This is a genomic window from Cryobacterium sp. N21 (assembly GCF_002929575.1).
GTDB classification, from domain to species: domain Bacteria; phylum Actinomycetota; class Actinomycetes; order Actinomycetales; family Microbacteriaceae; genus Cryobacterium; species Cryobacterium flavum.
In genome coordinates this window covers 242279-262230 of the sequence record NZ_PJJQ01000035.1, presented here as the reverse complement: position 1 = coordinate 262230, position 19952 = coordinate 242279, and the positions used below count along the sequence as shown (strand labels likewise).

Genomic DNA, 19952 nt, shown 5'->3' with positions numbered 1-19952 from the left:
TTTACGCTGAGCGGTCCGAGGCGGCGTGTTCTCCCGGCGCGCATGCGTGGAACGACATAGAGATGCACAGTGAATACCTTCCTGACCAGCCATGTACCCCCCAAACACCCAATTTTTTCAGCAGGTAGACTCAAATTCTACGAAGAATACAGCGCCCCACGGCGTTGCGATCTTTACTCTGGGGGAGTGAGCCTTGTCAGTAAACGAAGCCGCGACAAACGCGCTCAGGGACCTACATAAGTCTGTTCCCCTGGTTCGTTTCGGCGCGCAGTTCGGCTTTGACGCGGCCTCCTGGGTCGTTGCGCTTCTTCTGGCGCAGGCGTTTCGCTACGAGTTTCACGTTGACCTCATTGTCTGGCCCCCGTTGCTGCTGTTGTGCGCAGCCGCCATCGTCTTGCAGCTGTTTATCGGCTCGCTGTACCACCTCTACCGAGGGCGCCACCCGTACGGCAGTTTCGCCGAAGTGCGGTCGCTGCTCTGGTCGGTGCTGGTCATTGCTCTGATCCTCGGTGTGCCGGTCATCATCTTCGGTGGAGCCTTCGACATCCCCCGCAGCACGGTGATCATTGCGCTCCCCATGGCCTTCATCTACATGGGCGGAGTGCGCTACTACAAGCGCCTGCTGGTGGAACGAGCAATCAAGCCCGCAGACAATGCCCTCAACGCGCTCATCTACGGTGCCGGCTATCTCGGCAGTTCTGTCGTACGCCGCATGAAAACCGACCCTCAGTCGTCTTTTCGGGCAGTTGGCCTCGTCGACGACGACCCCCAACGAGGTAATGTCTGGCTGCACGGGGTACGCGTGCTCGGAACCGGCACCGACCTCGCCAGCATCGCCAAGGCCACTAAGGCAACCGTGCTCATCGTGGCCATTGCGCGGGTAGACGCCGCCCTTCTGCGCCAAATATCCGACACAGCGGATACCGCCGGCCTACGGGTCAAGGTATTCCCCACCCTCGATGAAGTACTCCAAGGTAAGGTTCGTCTCAACGACCTGCGCGACCTCTCTATTGAAGACCTCATCGGTCGTCAACCGGTCGATACCGAGATGGCTTCCATCGCCGGTTACATCGAGGGTAAGCGGGTGTTGGTCACCGGTGCCGGCGGGTCGATCGGCTCTGAGTTGTGTCGTCAGATCAACAAGTTTGCGCCGAGCGAACTGATCATGCTCGATCGCGATGAGACCGGCTTGCAAACCACGCAAATCTCCATTCTCGGTCACGGGCTGCTCGACACCCGAGACGTGGTTCTCGCCGACATACGCGACCTCGATGCACTCACGGACATTTTCACGGACCGCCGACCCGACGTTGTCTTTCACGCCGCCGCACTCAAACACTTGCCCATGCTCGAGCAGTACCCCGATGAAGCCTGGAAGACCAACGTGCTGGGCACCCGCAACGTGCTCGAAGCCGCTCAGCTCGTGGGAGTGGAGACGTTCGTCAATATCTCGACCGACAAGGCCGCCAACCCCACGAGCGTGCTTGGTCACTCCAAACGGGCCGGGGAACAGCTCACCGCAAACGCCGCCCAACAGACCGGTCACGACTACATCTCGGTGCGTTTCGGCAACGTCATCGGCAGCCGCGGTTCAATGCTGCCCACCTTCACGGCACTCATCGAGGCAGGCGGACCGCTCACTATCACCCACCCCGACGTCACCCGGTTCTTCATGACCATCCCCGAGGCCTGCCAGCTCGTCGTGCAGGCCGGCGGCATCGGCCGCCCCGGCGAGGTGCTCATCCTCGATATGGGGGAGCCAGTGCGCATCCTCGACATCGCGCAGCGCATGATCGCCCAGTCGGGCAAAGACATCGAAATCGTCTACACGGGCCTGCGCGACGGCGAGAAGTTGCACGAAGAACTCGTGGGCCTGGGCGAAACCGATGAACGCCCGCTTCACCCCAAGATTTCCCACACGAAGGTGGCCCCCATCGTTCCCGAGCGCCTCGACGAACAGGCATGGCATCGCAGTCACCGATTGCCCGCGACCTCGGCCAGCAGCGCTCCCGCGCGACACAGAGAGAGCGTCAGTCATGAATAAGCGCATCTATATGTCGTCGCCCGACGTCGGCGAACTCGAAGAACAATACGTCCTAGCCGCCATGCGCTCCGGCTGGATAGCCCCGCTCGGCCCCGACGTCGACGCCTTCGAAGCCGAGATGGCCGCGCGAGTCGGTGTCACGCACGCTGTGGCCCTCAGCTCGGGAACGGCCGCGCTGCACCTGGGCCTGCTCGGCCTCGGCGTGGGTCCCGGCGACATCGTCGTCACCGCAACGATGACCTTCGCCGCCACCGCGAACGCCATCGTCTACACCGGCGCCGAGCCCTACTTCATCGACTGCGAACTGGCCACCGGCAATATGGACCCAGCACTCTTGCGAGAGGCCCTCGAACAGCTCTACCGCGGCGGTGAGAAGGTGGCAGCCATTGTGCCCGTCGATCTGCTCGGCAAGGCGGTCAATTACACGGCCATCTGCGCCATCGCTGACGAGTACGGCATTCCGGTGCTGGCCGATGCCGCCGAATCACTCGGCGCGAGCCACAGCGGTCAGGCGGCCGGCTCGTTCGGGCGCGCCTCGATCTTGTCGTTCAACGGCAACAAGATCATGACCACGTCCGGGGGTGGCATGCTCTTGACGGATGACACGGATCTCGCGGCCCACACCCGGTACCTCGCCACCCAGGCCCGTCAGCCGGTTACGCACTATGAGCACACTGACATCGGCTACAACTACCGTTTGAGCAACCTGCTTGCAGCCCTCGGTCGGGCCCAGCTCACCCGCCTTGATGACATGATTGCGCGCCGGCGTGCCATGCGTGAGACCTACCGCGAGCTCTTCGCCGATGTTCCCGGGGTCGAGATCTTCGGCGGCGAGAACGACGAGAACGACAACTTCTGGTTGACGTCAATTGTGGTGGATTCGGCAGTCTCCGGCCGGACGGCTGCCGAGCTCAGTGCGCACCTCCTGCTCGACAACATCGAAAGTCGCCCCTTATGGAAGCCGATGCATCTGCAACCGGCCTTTAGTGGCGCGCGGTCTATGTCTAACGGCACCGCTGAACGGGTCTTCAACACTGGGCTGACGCTTCCGAGCGGATCATCGTTGGGGCCCGATGAGATCGAACGTGTGCTCACCCAAATCAACGACTCAATATTGAGTCGAGTATGAACCTCCCGCAACAGCATCGCAGGTACGACATAGCAAAGCGGGCATTCGACATAGTTGGTGCTGTAGTTGTTCTGGTCGTATCAGCCCCTATTCAGCTCGTGGTTGCGGGAGCAGTCGCAGCACAACTTGGCCGCCCCGTTCTTTTCAAACAAGAGCGTCCGGGGTTGAACGGTCAGATCTTTACACTGCGCAAATTCCGAACCATGCGGGACATCTCACCAGCCGATGGGCTCGTCACCGATGATGAAAGGCTGACGAGGTTCGGTCGAATTCTGCGGTCAACCAGCTTGGATGAACTGCCGACCCTGTGGAATGTTATCCAGGGCGACATGAGTATCGTCGGCCCTCGTCCGCTCCTGGTGCGATATCTCAGCCGGTATACCCCGTTAGAGAACCGGAGACACGAAGTACGTCCCGGGATAACTGGGCTGGCGCAGGTTAGCGGGAGAAATTCCTTGCCTTGGTCGCGAAAATTCGAGCTTGATGTTGAGTATGTTGATCAGCGGTCCTTCGCACTGGATGCCGTCATCCTTTTGCGAACTTTGAGATCAGTGGTGCTCCGAGAAGGAGTGACTGCAAGAGGTAACGCGGCCATGCCTGAATTTGGGGAAGAAAATCAAAATGTATCCGCGTAGCTGGCTTCTTTCAAGCGGTGGGCGTCGGGGCGCTCTCGTCGAGCTCCTTCGTGATGCAAACCCTGGTAGACCAGCGAAGGTAATTGTAACCGACGCCTCGGAACTCTCCGCTGCCGGGCGCTTGGCTGACGAATTCAAAATCGTTCCCCGAATCGATTCGGGCGAATTTATTACAGAAACTCTTCGTATAGGTCTTCTGCACGGCGCACAAGTAGTCGTGCCAACAATCGACCCTGAAATCGCAGTCTTCTCAGATGCCCGGAACTCGTTTCTGAAACGTGGCATCGATGTGTGGGTGTCTAGCGCTCAAGTAGCCGAACTGGGCTGGGACAAATGGAAAATGTTCCAGTGGATGGTTAGCAATGGTTTCCCGACCATTGAGACGCAGGAGATCGTCGAGGCCCGGCATGCTCGCTTCAAGGGGAAGGTTGTCGCCAAACCTCGATCAGGATCATCTTCCATAGGCGTGATCATCGTTGAAGACTCATCGGATCTAAAGCTCGATGTGCTGGCGGACGACTATATTATTCAGCGGTTCGCACCGGGCATTGAAGTGACCGTAGATGTCGCCGTCGATGATCGCGGAAGAGTATTGGCTACGATTCCTCGCCGCCGTCTGGAAGTGCGTTCGGGAGAAGTTTCGAAGGGCGTCACAATCCAGGTGCCTGAAATCGAGTTGTTGGTCCGAGACGTCGTCACGGCACTGCCAGGTGCCTACGGAGTACTAAATATCCAGGTAATTTTCGACCCCGTGACGAAATGGGTACAGATCTTGGAGATAAATCCACGATTTGGTGGTGGATACCCACTGAGTCATGCATCTGGCGGCGACCTCGTCGGCGCAATGTGTCTTAGCAAGGCAGACCACGCATCATCCGTGGCATGGCGACCTGGGACGGTGATGTTGCGTTACGATGACGCTGCCTATTACGTTGACCCGAAGTTTGCGCTAAATCCATGGATATAAAGCTTGTGGTTTTTGACATGGATGACACGCTATTTCTTGAACGCTCATACGTGGAGAGTGGCTTCCGAGCAGTGAATAGCCTCCTCGAGAACGCCTACGGCCGCTCGTCGTTTTTTGAAGAATTTTGGCGACTATTTCAGACGGGTAGACGAGGCGATATTTTCAACGTTGCCCGGGATTTTGAGGGGAAAGGGCTATCCCCCGAATTAATAAAGGAATGTATCGCCGTGTATCGGGAGCACATTCCAAATATTGAACTCTTATCTGACTCGGTGGAATTTATAGATTTTTGCCGCGGTGCCGTCCGAACGGCGCTTATTACAGATGGCCCGAGAGTTAGTCAAAGGGCGAAAATTCTTAGCCTTGGGTTGGAAGGTGTTATGGATACCATCGTAGTTACGGATGAACACGACGCAAATTGGCACAAGCCAGAGCCTAAAGCTTTCCTCAGCCTTGAGGAAGAATTCGGCGTAAGTGGAGAGCAGTGTGTATACATCGGTGACAATCCCCACAAGGATTTCGTCTCTCCACTACGCCTCGGTTGGAAGGCCATTCGCGTGCGTCGTATGGGCGGACTTCATGAATTCCACGACTACGACGGCGCCAATATGGTAGTAGTTCCAGACTTGGGAAAAAGAACTATCACTGAATTAAATCTTTAGAATTTCCATAAGTCATCAACCTGATCGCAAAAAAGACTTGTCCAATGAATGCTTGAAACTGTTATGAGGGAAGGTTGTTTAGACATTGACAAAAGAGCCATGGAACATGAAGAGTATCAAGCAAATAATTTTCTTCTCTGATGGAATTCAACCGGTCTCCGACGCCCTATGAGAATTAATAGTCGTCCTGACTGTTGGCCAGTGTGAAAATGGGACCGTGTTGATATATGCCCCGTTTTGCGGCGAAGGTCAGGATTATGGTAACAAGTGGAAATGCGGGTCGCTCCCGCCCGCCTACCTAACCCACTCAATCGATTCCTGATTCGAATGAAAGACTAAAGATCGGTGAATGAATCTTGAAAGTAGCACTTCTCGCAAGCTTGGGATCAACAATAGACACATTTTTTCCTGAAATTGTCGACGAATGGCGTGCCAAAGGTGTGGAAGTCGTAACGGCGTCTTCAACGGACTCAACAGTCCTCCCGTTCACACGCATTGGATCGCTATCTCGTGGCCCGACGGTACGGAACTTCTTTGCCCCTCAACAGATACGAAATTGGGTTGATACGGTCCAGCCCGACGTAGTCATCACGAACACAGCAACGGCGTCCGCGGTGGCCAGACTCAGCCGATTGTCCGTGCCCGTCATCTATTTTTGTCACGGATTACATTGGAATCAGGGACGATCACTTTCCGACCAAATGTGGAAGCTTATTGAAACAAGTCTTGTCAACCGGACTGCAGGAGCGATCACAATAAATCAGGATGACGAGAGGTGGTTCTCGCACCGCATGAGGCGGGATAAGGTTCTTCGGCTGCACTTCGGGGTCGGAGTTCCCCTGGAGACGTATCCACATGCCCCGGTCACCCCGGATGGAAAAGTCCGACTGCTCTGGGTAGGTGAGTTTATAGAGAGAAAACAGCCTAGTGATGCAATTTCAGTACTGAGGCGTCTTAAGTCTCTGGGGGTGGATTGCAGCCTGACCATGCTCGGCGAGGGGCCTCTGCTGGCGGCAGTGCGGGACCAGGTTGCGAACTCGAAGTTGAGTATGGACGTGATGCTTCCCGGCAGGAGTGATGTTCGGCATTACATGCACGCCTCGACCGCGCTTTTGCACACGGCAAAATGGGAGGGCTTGCCGAGGGTGATGCTGGAATCTCTGGCTTGCGGACGCAAGACCTATGCTTACGATGTCAAGGGCGTGCGCGACATACCCGAAGTCGTTCTAGCCCCGGAAGGGTATCCGGAACTGCTTGCGGAGGCGATCCGTGATGACACAATGCCCAACGGGACGCCGACGGAACTGATCTTCGATCGAACTTTACTTGATGTCCGCAGGACCGCATCCGAGATGCATGACTACATTTCAAGTTTCATAAAGAGCGGAGTTTAACTTTCCTAATCGCATCGGGAATTCGCTGACGAACATGAATCATCTCGCTGCTATAAACTCGCTGCTATAAATTGGTGGTGACCGAGTCTGTATACCAAAAATCAAGTAGAATATGGAAAATAATTCTGTGCCATTTCGGTCCCTTGATCAAAATGCCTATCTGGGTTCAGCCGACACGCTTGTCGCCGTTCTTGCCGGAATCCTCTTTTTTCTCCTCGGTCTAGGGATTGTTGCCGCAATAGGTCGGCGTATGCTCGGCACCGCTTCTCCAGGGGTCTTGTTATATATAAGTCTGGTAGCCATCGGCTGCCTGGTAACGGCATTCTTTGGTCCATTCTTCTTAGCACCCGATGGCCCCATCTACGACGCGCAAGCCCATGGCTTCGCGAGCGATCTCCGTAATGAGCGAAACGACATTGGCCTGACGAATGGAAAGGAGGGGTGGCCTATTCTTCTCGGAAGCGTCTACTACGTGTTCGGCAGGGTGACATTCGTCGGCGTGATTATCAACTGTCTTGCCACGGCGAGCAGCGCAGTCTTTGTAGCCCGCACAGCGCAGATCATCAGTGGTACTTTCTCAAGCAAGAAAATGTATCTTTGGTATGTTTGCACGCCCCTATTTGCAGTGTTGGGCCCCTCCCTAATGAGAGAAGCATTGTGTTGGCTCGGAATTTCCATGATATGTTACGCGCTTGCGTCTCTGTGGAATGGTAGGATTGGCCGGCTTTGGATCGGTGGGGCTGGCCTTTTTATTTTTGGAACCGTTCGGACATCCTTAGCGATCCTCGTTTTATGCGCACTAATCTTAGGTTTGCTGATCGTGGTACTTATCCGGAAGAAGATGCGCCTAACTCTTACTGTGACAAGTGTGATATCTGTTATTATCGCGTCGACGGCACTCAGTGTTGCCCTCGATAGTCTCGGGGTGACGGAAGAGAGTCTCCAACTGAATCGTGTATATATATCAGTAGATGCGACGACGGGTTTTGCCGCAAGTAGTCTCCAACCGGGTGTCGGGGGGTTTTTGACAATGGCTCTTCAAGTCTTTCCTAGACTTGTGCTTGGTCCATTTTTGTGGGAATTCGGACTTGCACCCGTTTGGGTTTGGGTCGGAGCGAACTCAATCGCGTGGCTAGCGATCTTGTACATTGCTATTCGCTCGATACGGCGAATGAAAGACGGCACAATCGGGGTGATTCTACTAGCGGCGTCCGGACTGCTTTTGCTGGCTATGTCCGTGAGTTTGACAAATTACGGGATTGTTGTCCGGATGAGGGGATCAACGATGATCATGCTCCTTCCTCTGGTCATAAGCCAAGGTAGGAACGTCAAACTCCAGGCGCATCGTCAACGTTACGAGACCCTCCCACGCGCTTTGAAGCTTGAGCGGGAGAAGAGGCCCTAAGAAGACGTCGAGGTTTGAGATTAGATTACCGCCATTTATTCAAAGCTGGACTTTACGTACGTGCATTCTAGACATAAGTCCAAAACATATAGTGAGAGTTTTCAAATGCTGAAGATAATGCCAATATACGGCACGAGGCCGGAAGCCATTAAAATGGCTCCCATTGTTAAACAGCTCGAGAAGAGTAATCTGTTTGATTGCATAGTGGCTGTAACGGGGCAGCATAGAATGATGCTGGATCAAGTAAACGAACTCTTCGGGATAACGCCGATTTATGACTTAAATATAATGAGGGAGCGACAGAGCCTAACTTCAATCATGTCGAGAACTCTCGTCGGACTAGAGAAAATCTTCGTGGCGGATAGGCCGGATGCCGTCATTGTACAGGGCGACACGACGACATCAACAGCCGCGGCAATGGCGGCCTTCTATCACGGTATACCAGTCGTGCATGCTGAAGCTGGACTGAGAAGCGGAGATCTGCAATCGCCATTCCCCGAGGAGGCCAACAGAAGGTTGACAAGTCAGATATCAAGCCTGCATCTGGCTCCAACGGATGCAAGCCGCCAGAATCTTGTGCGAGAAGGTATCTCTCTGGAGAATATCGTGATTACTGGAAATACCGTTATTGACGCTCTTATGCATGTTGTCAATAAGAGGGTTTCGTTTGCGGATAAGCGATTACAAAGTCTTGTTGAAAGCGGACGAAAGTTGATGCTTGTGACTACTCATCGCCGTGAGAATATTGGCGATGGCATGGTTAACATTGGAATGGCGGTCGCAGAGGTAGCAGACTTGCATCCTGAACTATCTGTGGTTTTCCCGCTTCATCTGAACCCTGCCGTGCGCGATATCGTTCTTCCCTTTCTTGAAAATCGTGAAAATATTTTTGTAACGGAGCCTCTTAGCTATGGGGAGTTCACACGACTTCTAGATGCGAGTACATTGGTTCTAAGCGACTCCGGCGGGGTCCAAGAGGAGGCACCGAGCCTTGGCAAGCCTGTCCTCGTCATGCGGATGAATACGGAGAGGCCCGAGGCGGTCGCAGCCGGAACAGTGCGCCTGGTAGGAACCGACGCAAAGTTGATTGTCAAGGAAGTAAATATGCTGTTAGGGGATCCTGAGCACTATTTAAGAATGGCGAAGGCTGTGAACCCTTATGGTGATGGATTCGCTGCGGCAAGAACCGTAGCTGCTATTGGGCATATGTTTGGGGTGTGTGATAGGGTCGCCGACTTTGATTACGCTTCATCACTCACGGATATTTCCATCGGTACCCTTTAAACATGTCGATTGTGTTTCTCAGGGCTAGTCATGTGTCGCCAGACCCTCGAATCGAAAAAGAAGTGCGAAGCCTAATTAAGCGCTATCCGAATATTACGATTTTGGCCTGGGATCGTGATGGCGGACTTGCTCGATCGGAAGTGCTCGATTTTGATCTAGGGAATGCCAACATCATTCGCTCGGCGATTCGCGGACGTCACGGGAGAGGAATCAAGAATATAGTCGCATTGTTTAGATTCCAATTCTTCCTCGTATTTCAGATCTGGAAATTGAGACACGAGGTCGAAGTTATTCACGCTGCGGATCTGAGTACAGCAGCAACTGGCTTTTTCTGCTCGAGAATTCTTAGGATTCCCTTGGTATATGATATTTTCGACTATTACGTTGATGGATATCCGGTACCCAAAGCGCTCAAGCCGCTTGTTGAGTGGCTAGACATCCGGATAATAAATCGAGCGAATGCAGTGATTATCGCTACCGAAGCACGGGTTGATCAAATTCGGCCAGCCCTTCCCCGGTCTCTTCTGGTAATACACAATACGCCTGATCTTGCTCCGATCGTCCCCGATGCGAACTTGGCTAATTCGAATAGACTTGTTTACGTAGGCATTTTGAGTGAACATCGCCTTCTTGTGGAATTGTTAGGTTTGTTTAGTCGGCGACCTGACTTAGAACTTCATATAGGTGGGTTTGGTCCGCTGGAGGCAATGGTGAAAGAATTCGCCCAGAATTTTAGGAACATCATCTACTACGGACGCATCTCATACATTGAGACGCTGGCGCTAGAATCGACCGCGCTAGCGCTCTTTGCTGTGTACGATCCCAGTATTGCCAACCATGCCTACTCTGCTCCGAATAAGTTCTATGAGGCACTTTCTCTAGGGAAGCCTGTTATTGTCGCCCGTGGCACCGGAGTCGACAGGCTCGTTGAGAGCTTTGCCGTGGGAATCGTTGTCGATTATGACGCAAACTCCTTCGAACAAGCAGTTGATGATCTTCTTCGAGATCCGGTCGGTGCCAAAGCGATGGGAGACCATGGTCGTGTCGTGTTTCGCGATGAATTTGATTGGCCGAGGATGGAGTCGCGCTTGCACTCGCTTTACGCAACGTTGATCGAGACTGAGTGACGAAGGAACCTGAGTATTTGATCCCTTGAGAGCCACCCGATCGTGCGGTTCAGAGCCACCGTTCGTGCCGAAGAGAGCCAGTGGTGGTGCGGTCGGGGACCACTGGCTCTCTTCACCGGATTCTTAGGCGCTGGTGAGGGCTGTTTGCTTCCTCATGTTGTAGGTGCCGGTCTCAACCCAGATGGTGTTGTGGATGATGCGGACCATGATCGCGTTGGCGTGAACACCGGAGCCGAGGCGCTGGTGCCAGTCCTTCTGCTGATATTGGGTGCAGAACACCGTTGAGGTCTCCCCATAGCGGCGCTCCATCAGCTCCAGCAGCATTGTACGCATCGATTCGGTCGGGCGATCGAGCAGCCACTCATCAATGACGAGCAGAGTGAACGAGGCGTATTTACGCAGGAACTTCCCGGCGCCGCCAGGGGTGTCTTGGGCAGCGTGTGTTTTGTCAACTTGAGGTCGGCCATTTGAGCGATAAATGTCCGGCCAGTGCGGCACTGTTTCCGGCCAGTTGAGCACCGTGGTCAGCCCGGCCGGTTTTCGGGGTCGTTATCGTCTCCGGGTTGGTGTGCTGGCGGCTATTTCATGAGGGCGTGTTTGACCCTGTAGGAATCGCCACGGAACTGGAGGAGGCGGCCGTGGTGCACGATGCGGTCGATGACGGCAGCGGCCATGTTGTCGTCTCCGAATACGGTTCCCCACCTGGAGAACTCGTGGTTTGTGGTTATGATCAGGCTACTTTTTTCATAGCCGTCCGCGATGACTTGGAACAGGAGCCGGGCGCCTTCGGTATCGATCGGCAAATATCCAAATTCGTCGATCGCGAGGAGCCGGTTTTTCGCGATGGACGCCAGCTCCCGATCGATCCGCCCTTCGTCCTGGGCGCGGCGCAGCTGCATGACCAGCGAGGAGGTGGTGAAGAAGCGTGCAGGGATGCCTTGGCGACAGGCGGCGGCGACGAGCGCGCTGGCGAGGTGGGTTTTGCCGGTGCCAACATCACCATAGAGGACGAGGTCCTCGGCCCGGTTGATGAATTCCAGCGACGTGAGCTCGTCTCGGCCGTAGTCTTCGGGGAACTTAACGTTGGAATAGTCAAACCCGGTGAGCGATTTCAATGCCGGCAGCCGGGCGGCCGTGAGCAGTCGTTGACGGCGGGAGGCCTGCCGGGATTCGTGCTCGGCCGTGAGCATGCCATGCAGGTATTCGCGTTGCTTCGGGGTGCCCTTCTCCGCCCACTCGGCCAGCACTGAGTATTTGAGGGTTTAGGGGCCACTGAATATTGCCTGCGGGGGCCACCGGTATTGCCTTCGAGTGCCGGGCTGTCGCGTGGCTGGGGGCCAACGGCACCCGACCACGCGAGTCTTTATGCCTTGACTTGGCCGGCGGTGTGTTCTCTCATGTTGTGGCCGCCGGTCTCGACCCAGATGGTGTTGTGCACGATGCGGTCCATGATCGCGTCGGCGTGAACCCCGGAGCCGAGGCGCTGGTGCCAATCCCTTTTTGCGTATTGGGTGCAAAACACCGTCGATACTTGGTCGTAGCGTCGCTCGAGGAGTTCCAGCAGCATGCTGCGGGTGCTCTCGTCGGGCTCGTCCAGGAGCCATTCATCGATCACCAGGAGCGTGAACGCGGCGTACTTGTTCAAGAACTTCGTGGTCCCGGCGGGTTTATCGCGGGCCAGCTGCCAGGCCTTTTCAAGCTCTGGCATCCGAATGTAATGCGCCCGCACCCGGTGCAGGCAGGCTGCTTTCGCCAGGGCGCACCCCAGATACGACTTCCCCGACCCGGTGAAGCCCTGAAACACGACGTTCTGCTGCCGGTCGATGAACGAGCACGTGCCAAGCCCCGCGATCATTGACCGGTCAAGTCCACGTTCCTCGACGAGGTCCAGACGGCGCAGGTCAGCGTTCGGATAGCGCAGGTTCGCCCGGCGGATCAGCCCTCGACCTTCGTTTGGGTGATGCGGAATGGGCGTCATCGACGGCCAGCTTGATCTTCTCCTCAAACGCCAAACCCAGCGTCAGGGTATCGTCCTGGGCGTCGAAGGCGTCCAACAATGTGGTGACACCCATCTCGCGGAGTTTGCGTTTGGTCTCGATATCGATCCGGCTCATCGTGCACCGCCTCCGGCGTAGTAGTCGGCGCCACGAACATAGCCGCCAGTTTCGGGTTCGGTGGGTTCGAACTGCGGCATCCTGCGGGTGCTCTTCTTGTCTTGCCCGGTCTCCAGGATCGGCTGCAGGTGCGCATATCGGGGCGAGCGGACGCGACCGTCGAGCGCGATCTGACATGCTTTTTCCACCCTCTCGCTGGAGTATCGGCGGCTCAGCTGAGTATTCGAGTCTCTGAGCCCCACCCGATCGTGCGGTTGAGCCCCGCTGGTCGTGCGGAAGAGCACCAGTGGTGGTGTGGCTCAGCACCACGGGTGCTCCCCGTCACGGATTACGCGGTCGCGAGGGCGGTTTGTTCCCTCATGTTGTGGGTGCCGGTGTCGACCCACGTGGTGTTGTGGATGATGCGGTCTATGATGGCGTCGGCGTGAACGCCGGCGCCGAGGCGCTGGTGCCAGTCCTTCTGTTGATACTGGGTGCAGAACACCGTGGAGGTCTAGCCGTAACGGCGTTCCATCAGCTCCAGCAGCATTGTCCGCATCGATTCTGTCGGCTTATCGAGCAGCCACTCATCGATGACCAAGAGCGTGAAGGCGGCATACTTCCGCAGGAATTTGCCGGCACCGCCGGTTGTATCCTGGGCGGCGACCCAGGCTTCCTCGAGGTCGGGCATTCGGACGTAGTGGGCGCGGATGCGGTGTTCGCAGGCGCGTTTGGCGATCGCGCAGCCCAGATACGACTTCCCCGACCCGGTGAACCCTTGGAAGACGACGTTCTGTTGCCGGGTGACGAACGAGCAGGTCCCGAGCTGGGTCAGCACCTGCCGGTTGAGGCCGCGCTCGTCGAGGAGGTCGATGCGCCGCAGATCCGCGTTCGGGTAACGCAGTCCCGCGCGCCGGATCAGCCCGTCAACTTTGGAATGCATGAACGTCGAGTAGGCGTCGTCGACGACTAGCCGGACCCGTTCCTCGAAGGTCAGGCTGATCGAGAGTATCTCGTCCTGGAGGTCGATGGCCTGCAGTAGCTCGCCGGCATTCATCTCGCGGAGCTTGCGTTTGGTCTCCCCATCCAGAGCGCTCAACGGTTCCCTCCGGCGTAGTAAGCGCTGCCGCGAACATAACCGCCATCGTCCGGTTCCGGTTCCGGAACGTGTCCGGTTTTGTCTTGCCCGGTGTCGAGGATCGGCCGCAAATGCGCGTAGCGCGGGGAGCGGACCGGGCCCCGCAGCGCGAGTGCGCAGGCGGCCTCGACCCGGGCCGGAGGGAACCGGCGCGACAGTTTCAGCACGGCCAGCGCGGCGTCGAAGCCGGCCTCGTCGATGAAGACGGTCTCGAAGATCTTGGCCGTCACGGTGACGGTTGCCGGCCCGATCCGCGCGGCCCATTCCTCGATCCGGGTTCGGTCCCAGGTCTGGAAGCTGCGTCCCGCGGGCAAGTCCGTATCGTTCGTCCGATACTGGTTGGTCGTCGTGGCCGGCAGCAGCAAATGGCTGGCCAGGCGCTCGTCGCGCCGATAGACCTCCAGCATCGTCTCGGTGACACGGAGGTCCACCAGCGCGCCGATGTGACGGAAGGGGACGGAGTAAAAATTCTTGGCCCAGACCACGTGGGCGTTGGCGTTGACCTTTCGTTTATAGGACCATGTGCTGATCTCGAACGGTGCCGCCGGCAGCGCCTGCAACAGAGGTTTCTCCTCGGTGGTGAACACGCTGAGGCGGGACCCGACGCGTTTCTGGAAGGGCTCCTGGTTGTGGGCATCCATCTGTTCCCGGATTCGCAGGCGCAACTGCGCCAGCGAGGTGAACGTCTCCTTCCTCAAACCGGCGATGACCCAGGTCGCGACATGGGCCACCGTGTTCTCAGTGCTACTTTTGTCCGTGTTATCCCGAATTCGGGATAAAAAAGACTATCCCGAGGATTCTGTTATCCCAAGTTCTGGCCCGTCGGGCACTGAACGAGCGGCCGGGGGCTGGAATTCCTCGGGATAACGAGCACAGATACGAGTTGACTCACCTCAAGTGAATTTCCCACGGAGGTGAGCAAGAAATGAATAATTCCATAGATGAGCTGATCTTGCAGGCGGACTCTGCGATGAGCGGGCTGGGGCATGCGGCGTCGACGACGATGCAGTATCGGTGGGCGTGGTCCCAGTATGCAAGGTTCTGTTCCGAGCAGGCAGTGACAACCTTCACGGATGAGGTCGTGGCTTCGTATCTGCAATTTGTGGCCACACAGTTCCGCGACGGCCACATGAAGGAGTGGAAGCGCAAGCTTCTGCGCAAGGCCGCCTTGGTGCTCGAGGAGGTGGCACGGACGGGTTCGTATCGTTGGGCGCTGTCTTCTCCCACGCACTGCCCTTGATGCGCTGTTTCGTTCCGTTCAGGAAGAGTTCGAGGCGTGGCTTAAAGGGCAGCGTCTGGCCGATGACACGAAGGCGCTTTATGCCACGGTGAGCCGCACGATTCTCGCGTGGTTGCCGGAACGCGGCGTGACAAACGTTCGGGCACTCTCTGGTTCCGACATCGCGGCGGCGGTGATCTTTCTCGGCGGGCGCTACAAGCCCGGGAGCATGAGAACGGCCCTATCAGCGGTGCGGGTAGTTTGTCGTTTTCTTGAGGAATCCGGCCACTGCGCGGGCCTGGGATGGGCAGTCCCGCGGCAAGTTTCACGGCGCGTCAGGTTCGTGGATGTGCTCCCGGCTGCCGATGTTGAAGCGTTGACGAAATCCACCAACATGGCCACGTCCCAGGGGCGCCGGGATAAGGCGATGCTGCTGCTGCTGCTGGCGGCCCGGACGGGGCTTCGACCGGTGGATATCGTGGGGCTGCGTTTGCAGGACATTGATTGGGCGCAGGGACAGATTACGCTCACTCAGCACAAGACAGGTGCCGTGCTGACGCTGCCGTTGCTGGCTGACGTCGGCGAAGCGATCGCGGATCACCTCCTCCATGGCCGGCCGGCCGGGGTCGCTGACGAGCATGTGTTCCTGCGCATCCACGCTCCCCACGTGGGCCTGACTGCGTCGGATCTGTATTGGGTGACCGCCGCTGCATTCGCTCGCACCCAGACCTCTCCGCGACCGGGCACGGGCCGGGGCTTTCGCGTGTTGCGGGCCCCCTTCGCGACCAGAATGCTTGAGGGCAACACGGTTCTGCCAGTGATCTCCGGGGCCCTCGGCCACCGAGGAATCACCTCAGCAAAGCACTATCTTGCCGCCGATGACAGGCATCTGCGGGACTGCTGCCTCGACTTCGCTGGCATCGAGCCGAGGGAGGCACGGCCATGACCGCATTCGTCAGCAACCTCGCCCCTCATATTCAGGTCTTGCTCGAGGTCAAGCACGCTCTCGGTCTGCCCTACGACCAGTCCGAACGGCATTTGCGTCGTTTCGATGCGCTGTGTGCTCGTGACTATCCCGGGCAAAGCACGCTGACTCGGGACATGGCGATAAGCTGGGCTGCGGCGCGGCCCGGTGAACACGTCAACGGCCAGATCAGACGGATCACCCCGGTCCGTCAGCTCGCCAAACACATGTGCAGTGTTGGTGTCACCGCCTACGTGATCCCCTCAGGAATCCCGGGACGGCAAATTCACTACACCCCACATATGTTCTCGCACGAACAGCTACGAGCCCTCTTCGATGCGGCCGACCAGATCCAGGCCTCGCCCTGGGGCGGGCAACGGCAGCTGATCATTCCGACGATCTTTCGAATGATTTACTGCCTGGGCCTGCGGCCCGGCGAAGCCAAGAAACTGCACAGGAATGACGTCGATCTGACCTGGGGCACCGTCAGCATTCGCGAGTCCAAAGGGCACAAGGACCGGATCGTGTTCATGGCACCGGATCTGCACGAGTACTGTCGCAGCTATGACGCCGCGATCAGCACCTATCACCCCGACCGGACGGCGTTCTTCCCCAACGAGTGGGGACGCCTTTCTAGCCCGGCGACATTGAATTGTTGGTTTCACGAGCTCTTGAACGACGCCAGCCCGGCCATCGTGACCAGCAACGGATTACCGCTGCGCCCCTACGACCTCCGTCACGCCCACGTCATCGAGAACATCAACAGGTGGGTCCTCGCGGGCCGCGACCCGGAAGCGCTCGTGGCCTACCTGAGCCTGCACCTCGGGCACAGCAACACCGAGGACACCTGGTATTACTTCCACCTCGCCGCCGATTTTCATCCCGACCTGCGCGGGCTCGCCAACACCGATGTCGAAAACGCTCTTCCGGAGGCCTCCAATGCGCTCCGATGACTTCTTCCAACTCGTGCGCAGCTGGCTGACCATCCACCTACCCCGGGCACGCCGGCTCAGCCCGCACACGATTCGCTCCTACAAGACCGCCCTGAATGCGCTACTCGACTACCTTCAAGAAACAGCGCACCTGGAGTTGATGACGATCACCTTCGACATCATCAACTGGACCACGATCACCGGGTTCGTCACCTGGTTGCTCGACAACAAACACTTGTCAGCCGCCACAGCAAACCAGCGGCTGGCCGCGATCAAGTCGTTCCTCTCTTACTGCGCCGGAGAGGACCCGGCCTTGGTCGCGATCTGGCTCGACGTCAAACAAGTCCGGCCAGCCCGAGCCGTGGTCCATCCGCCCGACGGGTTGACGATGTCCGCTGTCGAAGCGCTGATCCGAGCACCGGGCCAGCACACCAGCCGTGGACTGAGAGACACCACGATCATCCTGCTCATGTTCGATGCCGCCGCCCGCGTTCAAGAGGTCCTTGACCTGAAACCGGCAGACATCGACACGACGCCTAGCGCTGGTCGCGTGACGTTGACGGGGAAAGGACGCAAGACCAGAACGGTCCCAATCATGGACAAGACCGGGCGCCACCTCGACCAGTACTGGAGCGAGTTCCACCCCGTCGCGCCCGCACCCGGAGCTTTCTTCTTCTATACGGTTCGAGCCGGGCAACACCATCAGATGAGCCAGGACAATATCGCCTATCTGCTGAACAAACACGCCGCAGCAGCACGACAGCAGTGCCCGGAGCTTCCGGCGCGGATCCATGCTCATCAGCTTCGGCATGCTCGCGCGATGCAGATGCTGCGCGCGGGAGTGCCGTTGCCGCACATCAAAGAATTTCTTGGCCACGCCAACATTGCCACCACCAGCATCTACGCCACGGCCGACAACAAGATGGTTCGCGAGGCCATCCAGCACGCGGCCAGCTCCACACCCGACCTCGCACCGATCTGGAAAGGAAGTGACGACCTCATCCTTCAACTCGCTGGCCTCAAATAGTTATCCCGAAGATCAAACGCCCACGGCCGCTCGTGCGTTGCTGGACGGGCCAGAACTCGGGATAACAGAATCCTCGGGATAGTCCTTGGGTGCCCGAACGCGGCCCGGCAGTACTGCGGCCGAATAGTGCGCCGCCATCTCCCGGTAGGCATCATTGAGAACAACCTCGCCCTCGCGCGGGTGGGAGATCACCCCCGTCTTCAAATTGTCCGGCACCAGGCGTGGCACGCTGCCGCCGAAGAACGCGAACATCGCCGTGTGGGCGCGCAGCCACGACTCCTGCCGCATATCCAACGTCGCTTCGACGAACGCATACCGGCTGAACGGCAGGCACGCGACGAACAAATACACCTTCGAGATCTCACCCGTCGTCGGATCCAACAGCTGCATCGTCGGCCCAGACCAGTCAACCTCGATGCTGCGGCCAGCCTTATGACCAACGCGGGACGTCGCACCCGAGACAGCGGAGTAGTCGCCATAAAGCCGGCAAAACCGGTCATAACTCATCACAGCCTGGGCCGGACCCGATGCGTCGACGTATTCCTGGTGCAGCAACTTCAACGTCACTCCGACCCGGGCCAGTTCGGTGTGCACCCGACCCCAATCCGGCTGCGCGAACACGGACTCGTGCACACCACGACCCGGAAACAACGCCGCATACACCTCGGCCTCCGGCATCCCCTCGACGTCAGCCCAGCCGACGCCGAGTCGGTCCGCCGCCTCGAGCACCACCTGGACGCTATTGCGAGCAATGCCCTGCCCCGACGCGATCGCCCTGCCCGACAAGCCTTGGTTTCGTAACTGCAAGACAAGCTTCGCCTTGATCTTCCGTACCATTATCGGTGCTCCTTCCACCACGTGGCCCTCACGTGGTGGAAGGAGCATTGCAGGTGGCTCTCAACCACGCCAACTATGGCTCTGAACGACACGATTCATGATTACGAGGGCTGGCCTTCAGGCGTACCGCCCCCGGCTCCCTTAGAAGCCAATATTCAGGAACCATCACTAAAGAAGTGGTCCAGCGGATATTGGAGCTGCCCTCGCTGACCCAAGTGTCGGGGGCTATGGAATTCGACACCGTTGGTCTTTGGTGTTAAGAATTGAGGCTTTAGGCCGCGGCGACGATGGTGGCGGATTCCGCACGCAAATACACTCGTGAAACCAGGCCACGCTCGAGGAGATCTCTAGGAGCCTAAGAGCGTGGGGATTAGGAAGGCTGCGACGGGAAGCTGGCCTATCATCACGCCGAGAGTGCATTTCCAGACTACTTTTCGAGATACAGCGCTGTCGAGGCCGATGACTATTGACATGAGGATAGGCAAGCCTCCGATTGCAACAGAGTAGAGAATAACTAGGCTGTCCAAGTTGCTCGGAAACCTAAGGACAAAGACATAGAAAATCAGCAGCCCTGTTACAGACACCGCAGCAAGCCTTCCGGTGCGACCGAGCCTCACGGAGAGTGCACTGAGGCAGTAGTAGGTGCACAGAGACGGCAGCGTTGACGCGAGCACTATTCCTGCAACTTCACCGACATTTCCTATGGAGGAGAATAGAAGTGGGCCCACATACTTAATGGTCACAACGCCACCTAGCCCCATAATGAAACTCAGATACATGTAGCTGCGTACGGCGTGCTTCCTTGTTTTCGCAAAATTCTCGTCCGTGGCAGCTTGCAAATCTGTCGCTAGAATACCGTGCATTGCGCTGATGACTGTAGATCCAATTCCGATCAAAAGCATCAGGTAGTGGGCGGTTGCAATATCTTCACCGGTACCTCCTCGAATGACGACAGCAAGCCGCACTCCCTGGAGGAGGAGGCCCATGCATATGAGATGTGGGAGCAACGGGAGGGCAAGCGCGAGGGCACTTCTAAGTTGTTCCCGACTATGTAGGCGTCGGTCTGGATGCCAAAGTGACCAGTCGAGTCTCCTT

General features: G+C 57.4%; 19 protein-coding genes and 2 pseudogenes. 13 read left to right on the top strand and 8 right to left on the bottom strand.

What is annotated here, in order from left to right:
• Positions 1-193: 193 nt before the first annotated feature.
• The 9 genes from CXY77_RS15620 (at position 194) to CXY77_RS15580 (ending at position 10647) form a co-directional block, all read left to right on the top strand.
• Positions 194-2044: a nucleoside-diphosphate sugar epimerase/dehydratase gene (locus tag CXY77_RS15620; RefSeq protein ID WP_233197450.1), complete on the top strand. Its 1851-nt coding sequence runs from the start codon at positions 194-196 to the stop codon at positions 2042-2044.
• A complete protein-coding gene (locus CXY77_RS15615) occupies positions 2037-3173 on the top strand; it encodes a DegT/DnrJ/EryC1/StrS aminotransferase family protein (RefSeq protein ID WP_104130448.1) in 1137 nt (378 codons plus the stop codon). The genes CXY77_RS15620 and CXY77_RS15615 overlap by 8 nt, the downstream gene beginning before the upstream one ends.
• Positions 3170-3808 carry a sugar transferase gene (locus tag CXY77_RS15610; RefSeq protein WP_104130447.1) on the top strand — a complete coding sequence of 213 codons (639 nt, stop codon included), beginning with the start codon at positions 3170-3172 and terminating at the stop codon, positions 3806-3808. The genes CXY77_RS15615 and CXY77_RS15610 overlap by 4 nt, the downstream gene beginning before the upstream one ends.
• Positions 3795-4775, top strand: a complete 981-nt coding sequence (locus CXY77_RS15605; RefSeq protein WP_104130446.1) for an ATP-grasp domain-containing protein — start codon at positions 3795-3797, stop codon at positions 4773-4775. The genes CXY77_RS15610 and CXY77_RS15605 overlap by 14 nt, the downstream gene beginning before the upstream one ends.
• Positions 4766-5437 (top strand): HAD family hydrolase, encoded by a 672-nt coding sequence (locus tag CXY77_RS15600; RefSeq protein ID WP_104130445.1) that lies wholly within the window; start codon positions 4766-4768, stop codon positions 5435-5437. The genes CXY77_RS15605 and CXY77_RS15600 overlap by 10 nt, the downstream gene beginning before the upstream one ends.
• Positions 5438-5793: 356 nt before the next feature.
• Positions 5794-6831: a glycosyltransferase gene (locus CXY77_RS15595; protein WP_104130444.1), complete on the top strand. Its 1038-nt coding sequence runs from the start codon at positions 5794-5796 to the stop codon at positions 6829-6831.
• Positions 6832-6943: 112 nt separating this feature from the next.
• A complete protein-coding gene (locus CXY77_RS15590) occupies positions 6944-8236 on the top strand; it encodes a hypothetical protein (protein WP_140425553.1) in 1293 nt (430 codons plus the stop codon).
• A 105-nt stretch (positions 8237-8341) separates the two neighbouring features.
• Positions 8342-9520: a non-hydrolyzing UDP-N-acetylglucosamine 2-epimerase gene (wecB, locus tag CXY77_RS15585; protein ID WP_104130442.1), complete on the top strand. Its 1179-nt coding sequence runs from the start codon at positions 8342-8344 to the stop codon at positions 9518-9520.
• A 2-nt stretch (positions 9521-9522) separates the two neighbouring features.
• On the top strand, positions 9523-10647 hold the full coding sequence (locus CXY77_RS15580; protein WP_104130441.1) for a glycosyltransferase family 4 protein: 1125 nt from the start codon (positions 9523-9525) through the stop codon (positions 10645-10647).
• Positions 10648-10770: 123 nt separating this feature from the next.
• Here CXY77_RS15580 and CXY77_RS15575 read toward each other — a convergent pair whose 3' ends face one another.
• The 6 genes and pseudogenes from CXY77_RS15575 to CXY77_RS15550 form a co-directional block, all read right to left on the bottom strand.
• Entirely contained in the window at positions 10771-11166 is a 396-nt protein-coding gene (locus CXY77_RS15575) for an ATP-binding protein (RefSeq protein ID WP_233197448.1), read from the bottom strand.
• Positions 11167-11225: 59 nt separating this feature from the next.
• Entirely contained in the window at positions 11226-11894 is a 669-nt protein-coding gene (istB, locus tag CXY77_RS15570) for an IS21-like element helper ATPase IstB (RefSeq protein WP_104130440.1), read from the bottom strand.
• Between the two features lie 116 nt (positions 11895-12010).
• Entirely contained in the window at positions 12011-12625 is a 615-nt protein-coding gene (locus CXY77_RS15565; protein WP_304466268.1) for an ATP-binding protein, read from the bottom strand.
• Positions 12549-12761, bottom strand: coding sequence for a hypothetical protein (locus CXY77_RS20930; RefSeq protein ID WP_304466267.1), 213 nt, complete (start codon positions 12759-12761; stop codon positions 12549-12551). Before CXY77_RS20930 ends, CXY77_RS15565 begins: the two co-directional genes overlap by 77 nt.
• A gap of 328 nt (positions 12762-13089) precedes the next feature.
• Positions 13090-13797: pseudogene (locus tag CXY77_RS15555) on the bottom strand (ATP-binding protein).
• Positions 13798-13835: 38 nt separating this feature from the next.
• A complete protein-coding gene (locus CXY77_RS15550; protein ID WP_104130439.1) occupies positions 13836-14609 on the bottom strand; it encodes a hypothetical protein in 774 nt (257 codons plus the stop codon).
• 194 nt (positions 14610-14803) lie between these two features.
• Here CXY77_RS15550 and CXY77_RS15545 point away from each other — a divergent pair, with 194 nt between their 5' ends.
• From CXY77_RS15545 to CXY77_RS15530, 4 genes are all read left to right on the top strand, one after another.
• Positions 14804-15118, top strand: coding sequence for a hypothetical protein (locus CXY77_RS15545; protein ID WP_104130438.1), 315 nt, complete (start codon positions 14804-14806; stop codon positions 15116-15118).
• Positions 15119-15206: 88 nt separating this feature from the next.
• On the top strand, positions 15207-16043 hold the full coding sequence (locus CXY77_RS15540; protein WP_104130437.1) for a tyrosine-type recombinase/integrase: 837 nt from the start codon (positions 15207-15209) through the stop codon (positions 16041-16043).
• On the top strand, positions 16040-17014 hold the full coding sequence (locus CXY77_RS15535) for a tyrosine-type recombinase/integrase (RefSeq protein ID WP_104130436.1): 975 nt from the start codon (positions 16040-16042) through the stop codon (positions 17012-17014). Before CXY77_RS15540 ends, CXY77_RS15535 begins: the two co-directional genes overlap by 4 nt.
• Positions 17001-18020, top strand: a complete 1020-nt coding sequence (locus tag CXY77_RS15530) for a tyrosine-type recombinase/integrase (RefSeq protein ID WP_158252856.1) — start codon at positions 17001-17003, stop codon at positions 18018-18020. Before CXY77_RS15535 ends, CXY77_RS15530 begins: the two co-directional genes overlap by 14 nt.
• A gap of 81 nt (positions 18021-18101) precedes the next feature.
• Here CXY77_RS15530 and istA read toward each other — a convergent pair.
• Both istA and CXY77_RS15520 read right to left on the bottom strand, forming a co-directional pair.
• Positions 18102-18857 (bottom strand): annotated as a pseudogene (istA, locus tag CXY77_RS15525) (IS21 family transposase); the annotation flags it as partial.
• Positions 18858-19204: 347 nt separating this feature from the next.
• The gene (locus tag CXY77_RS15520; protein ID WP_140425552.1) at positions 19205-19843 is read right to left on the bottom strand and encodes a hypothetical protein; all 639 of its coding nucleotides are present in this window, start codon (positions 19841-19843) and stop codon (positions 19205-19207) included.
• Positions 19844-19952: the final 109 nt, after the last annotated feature.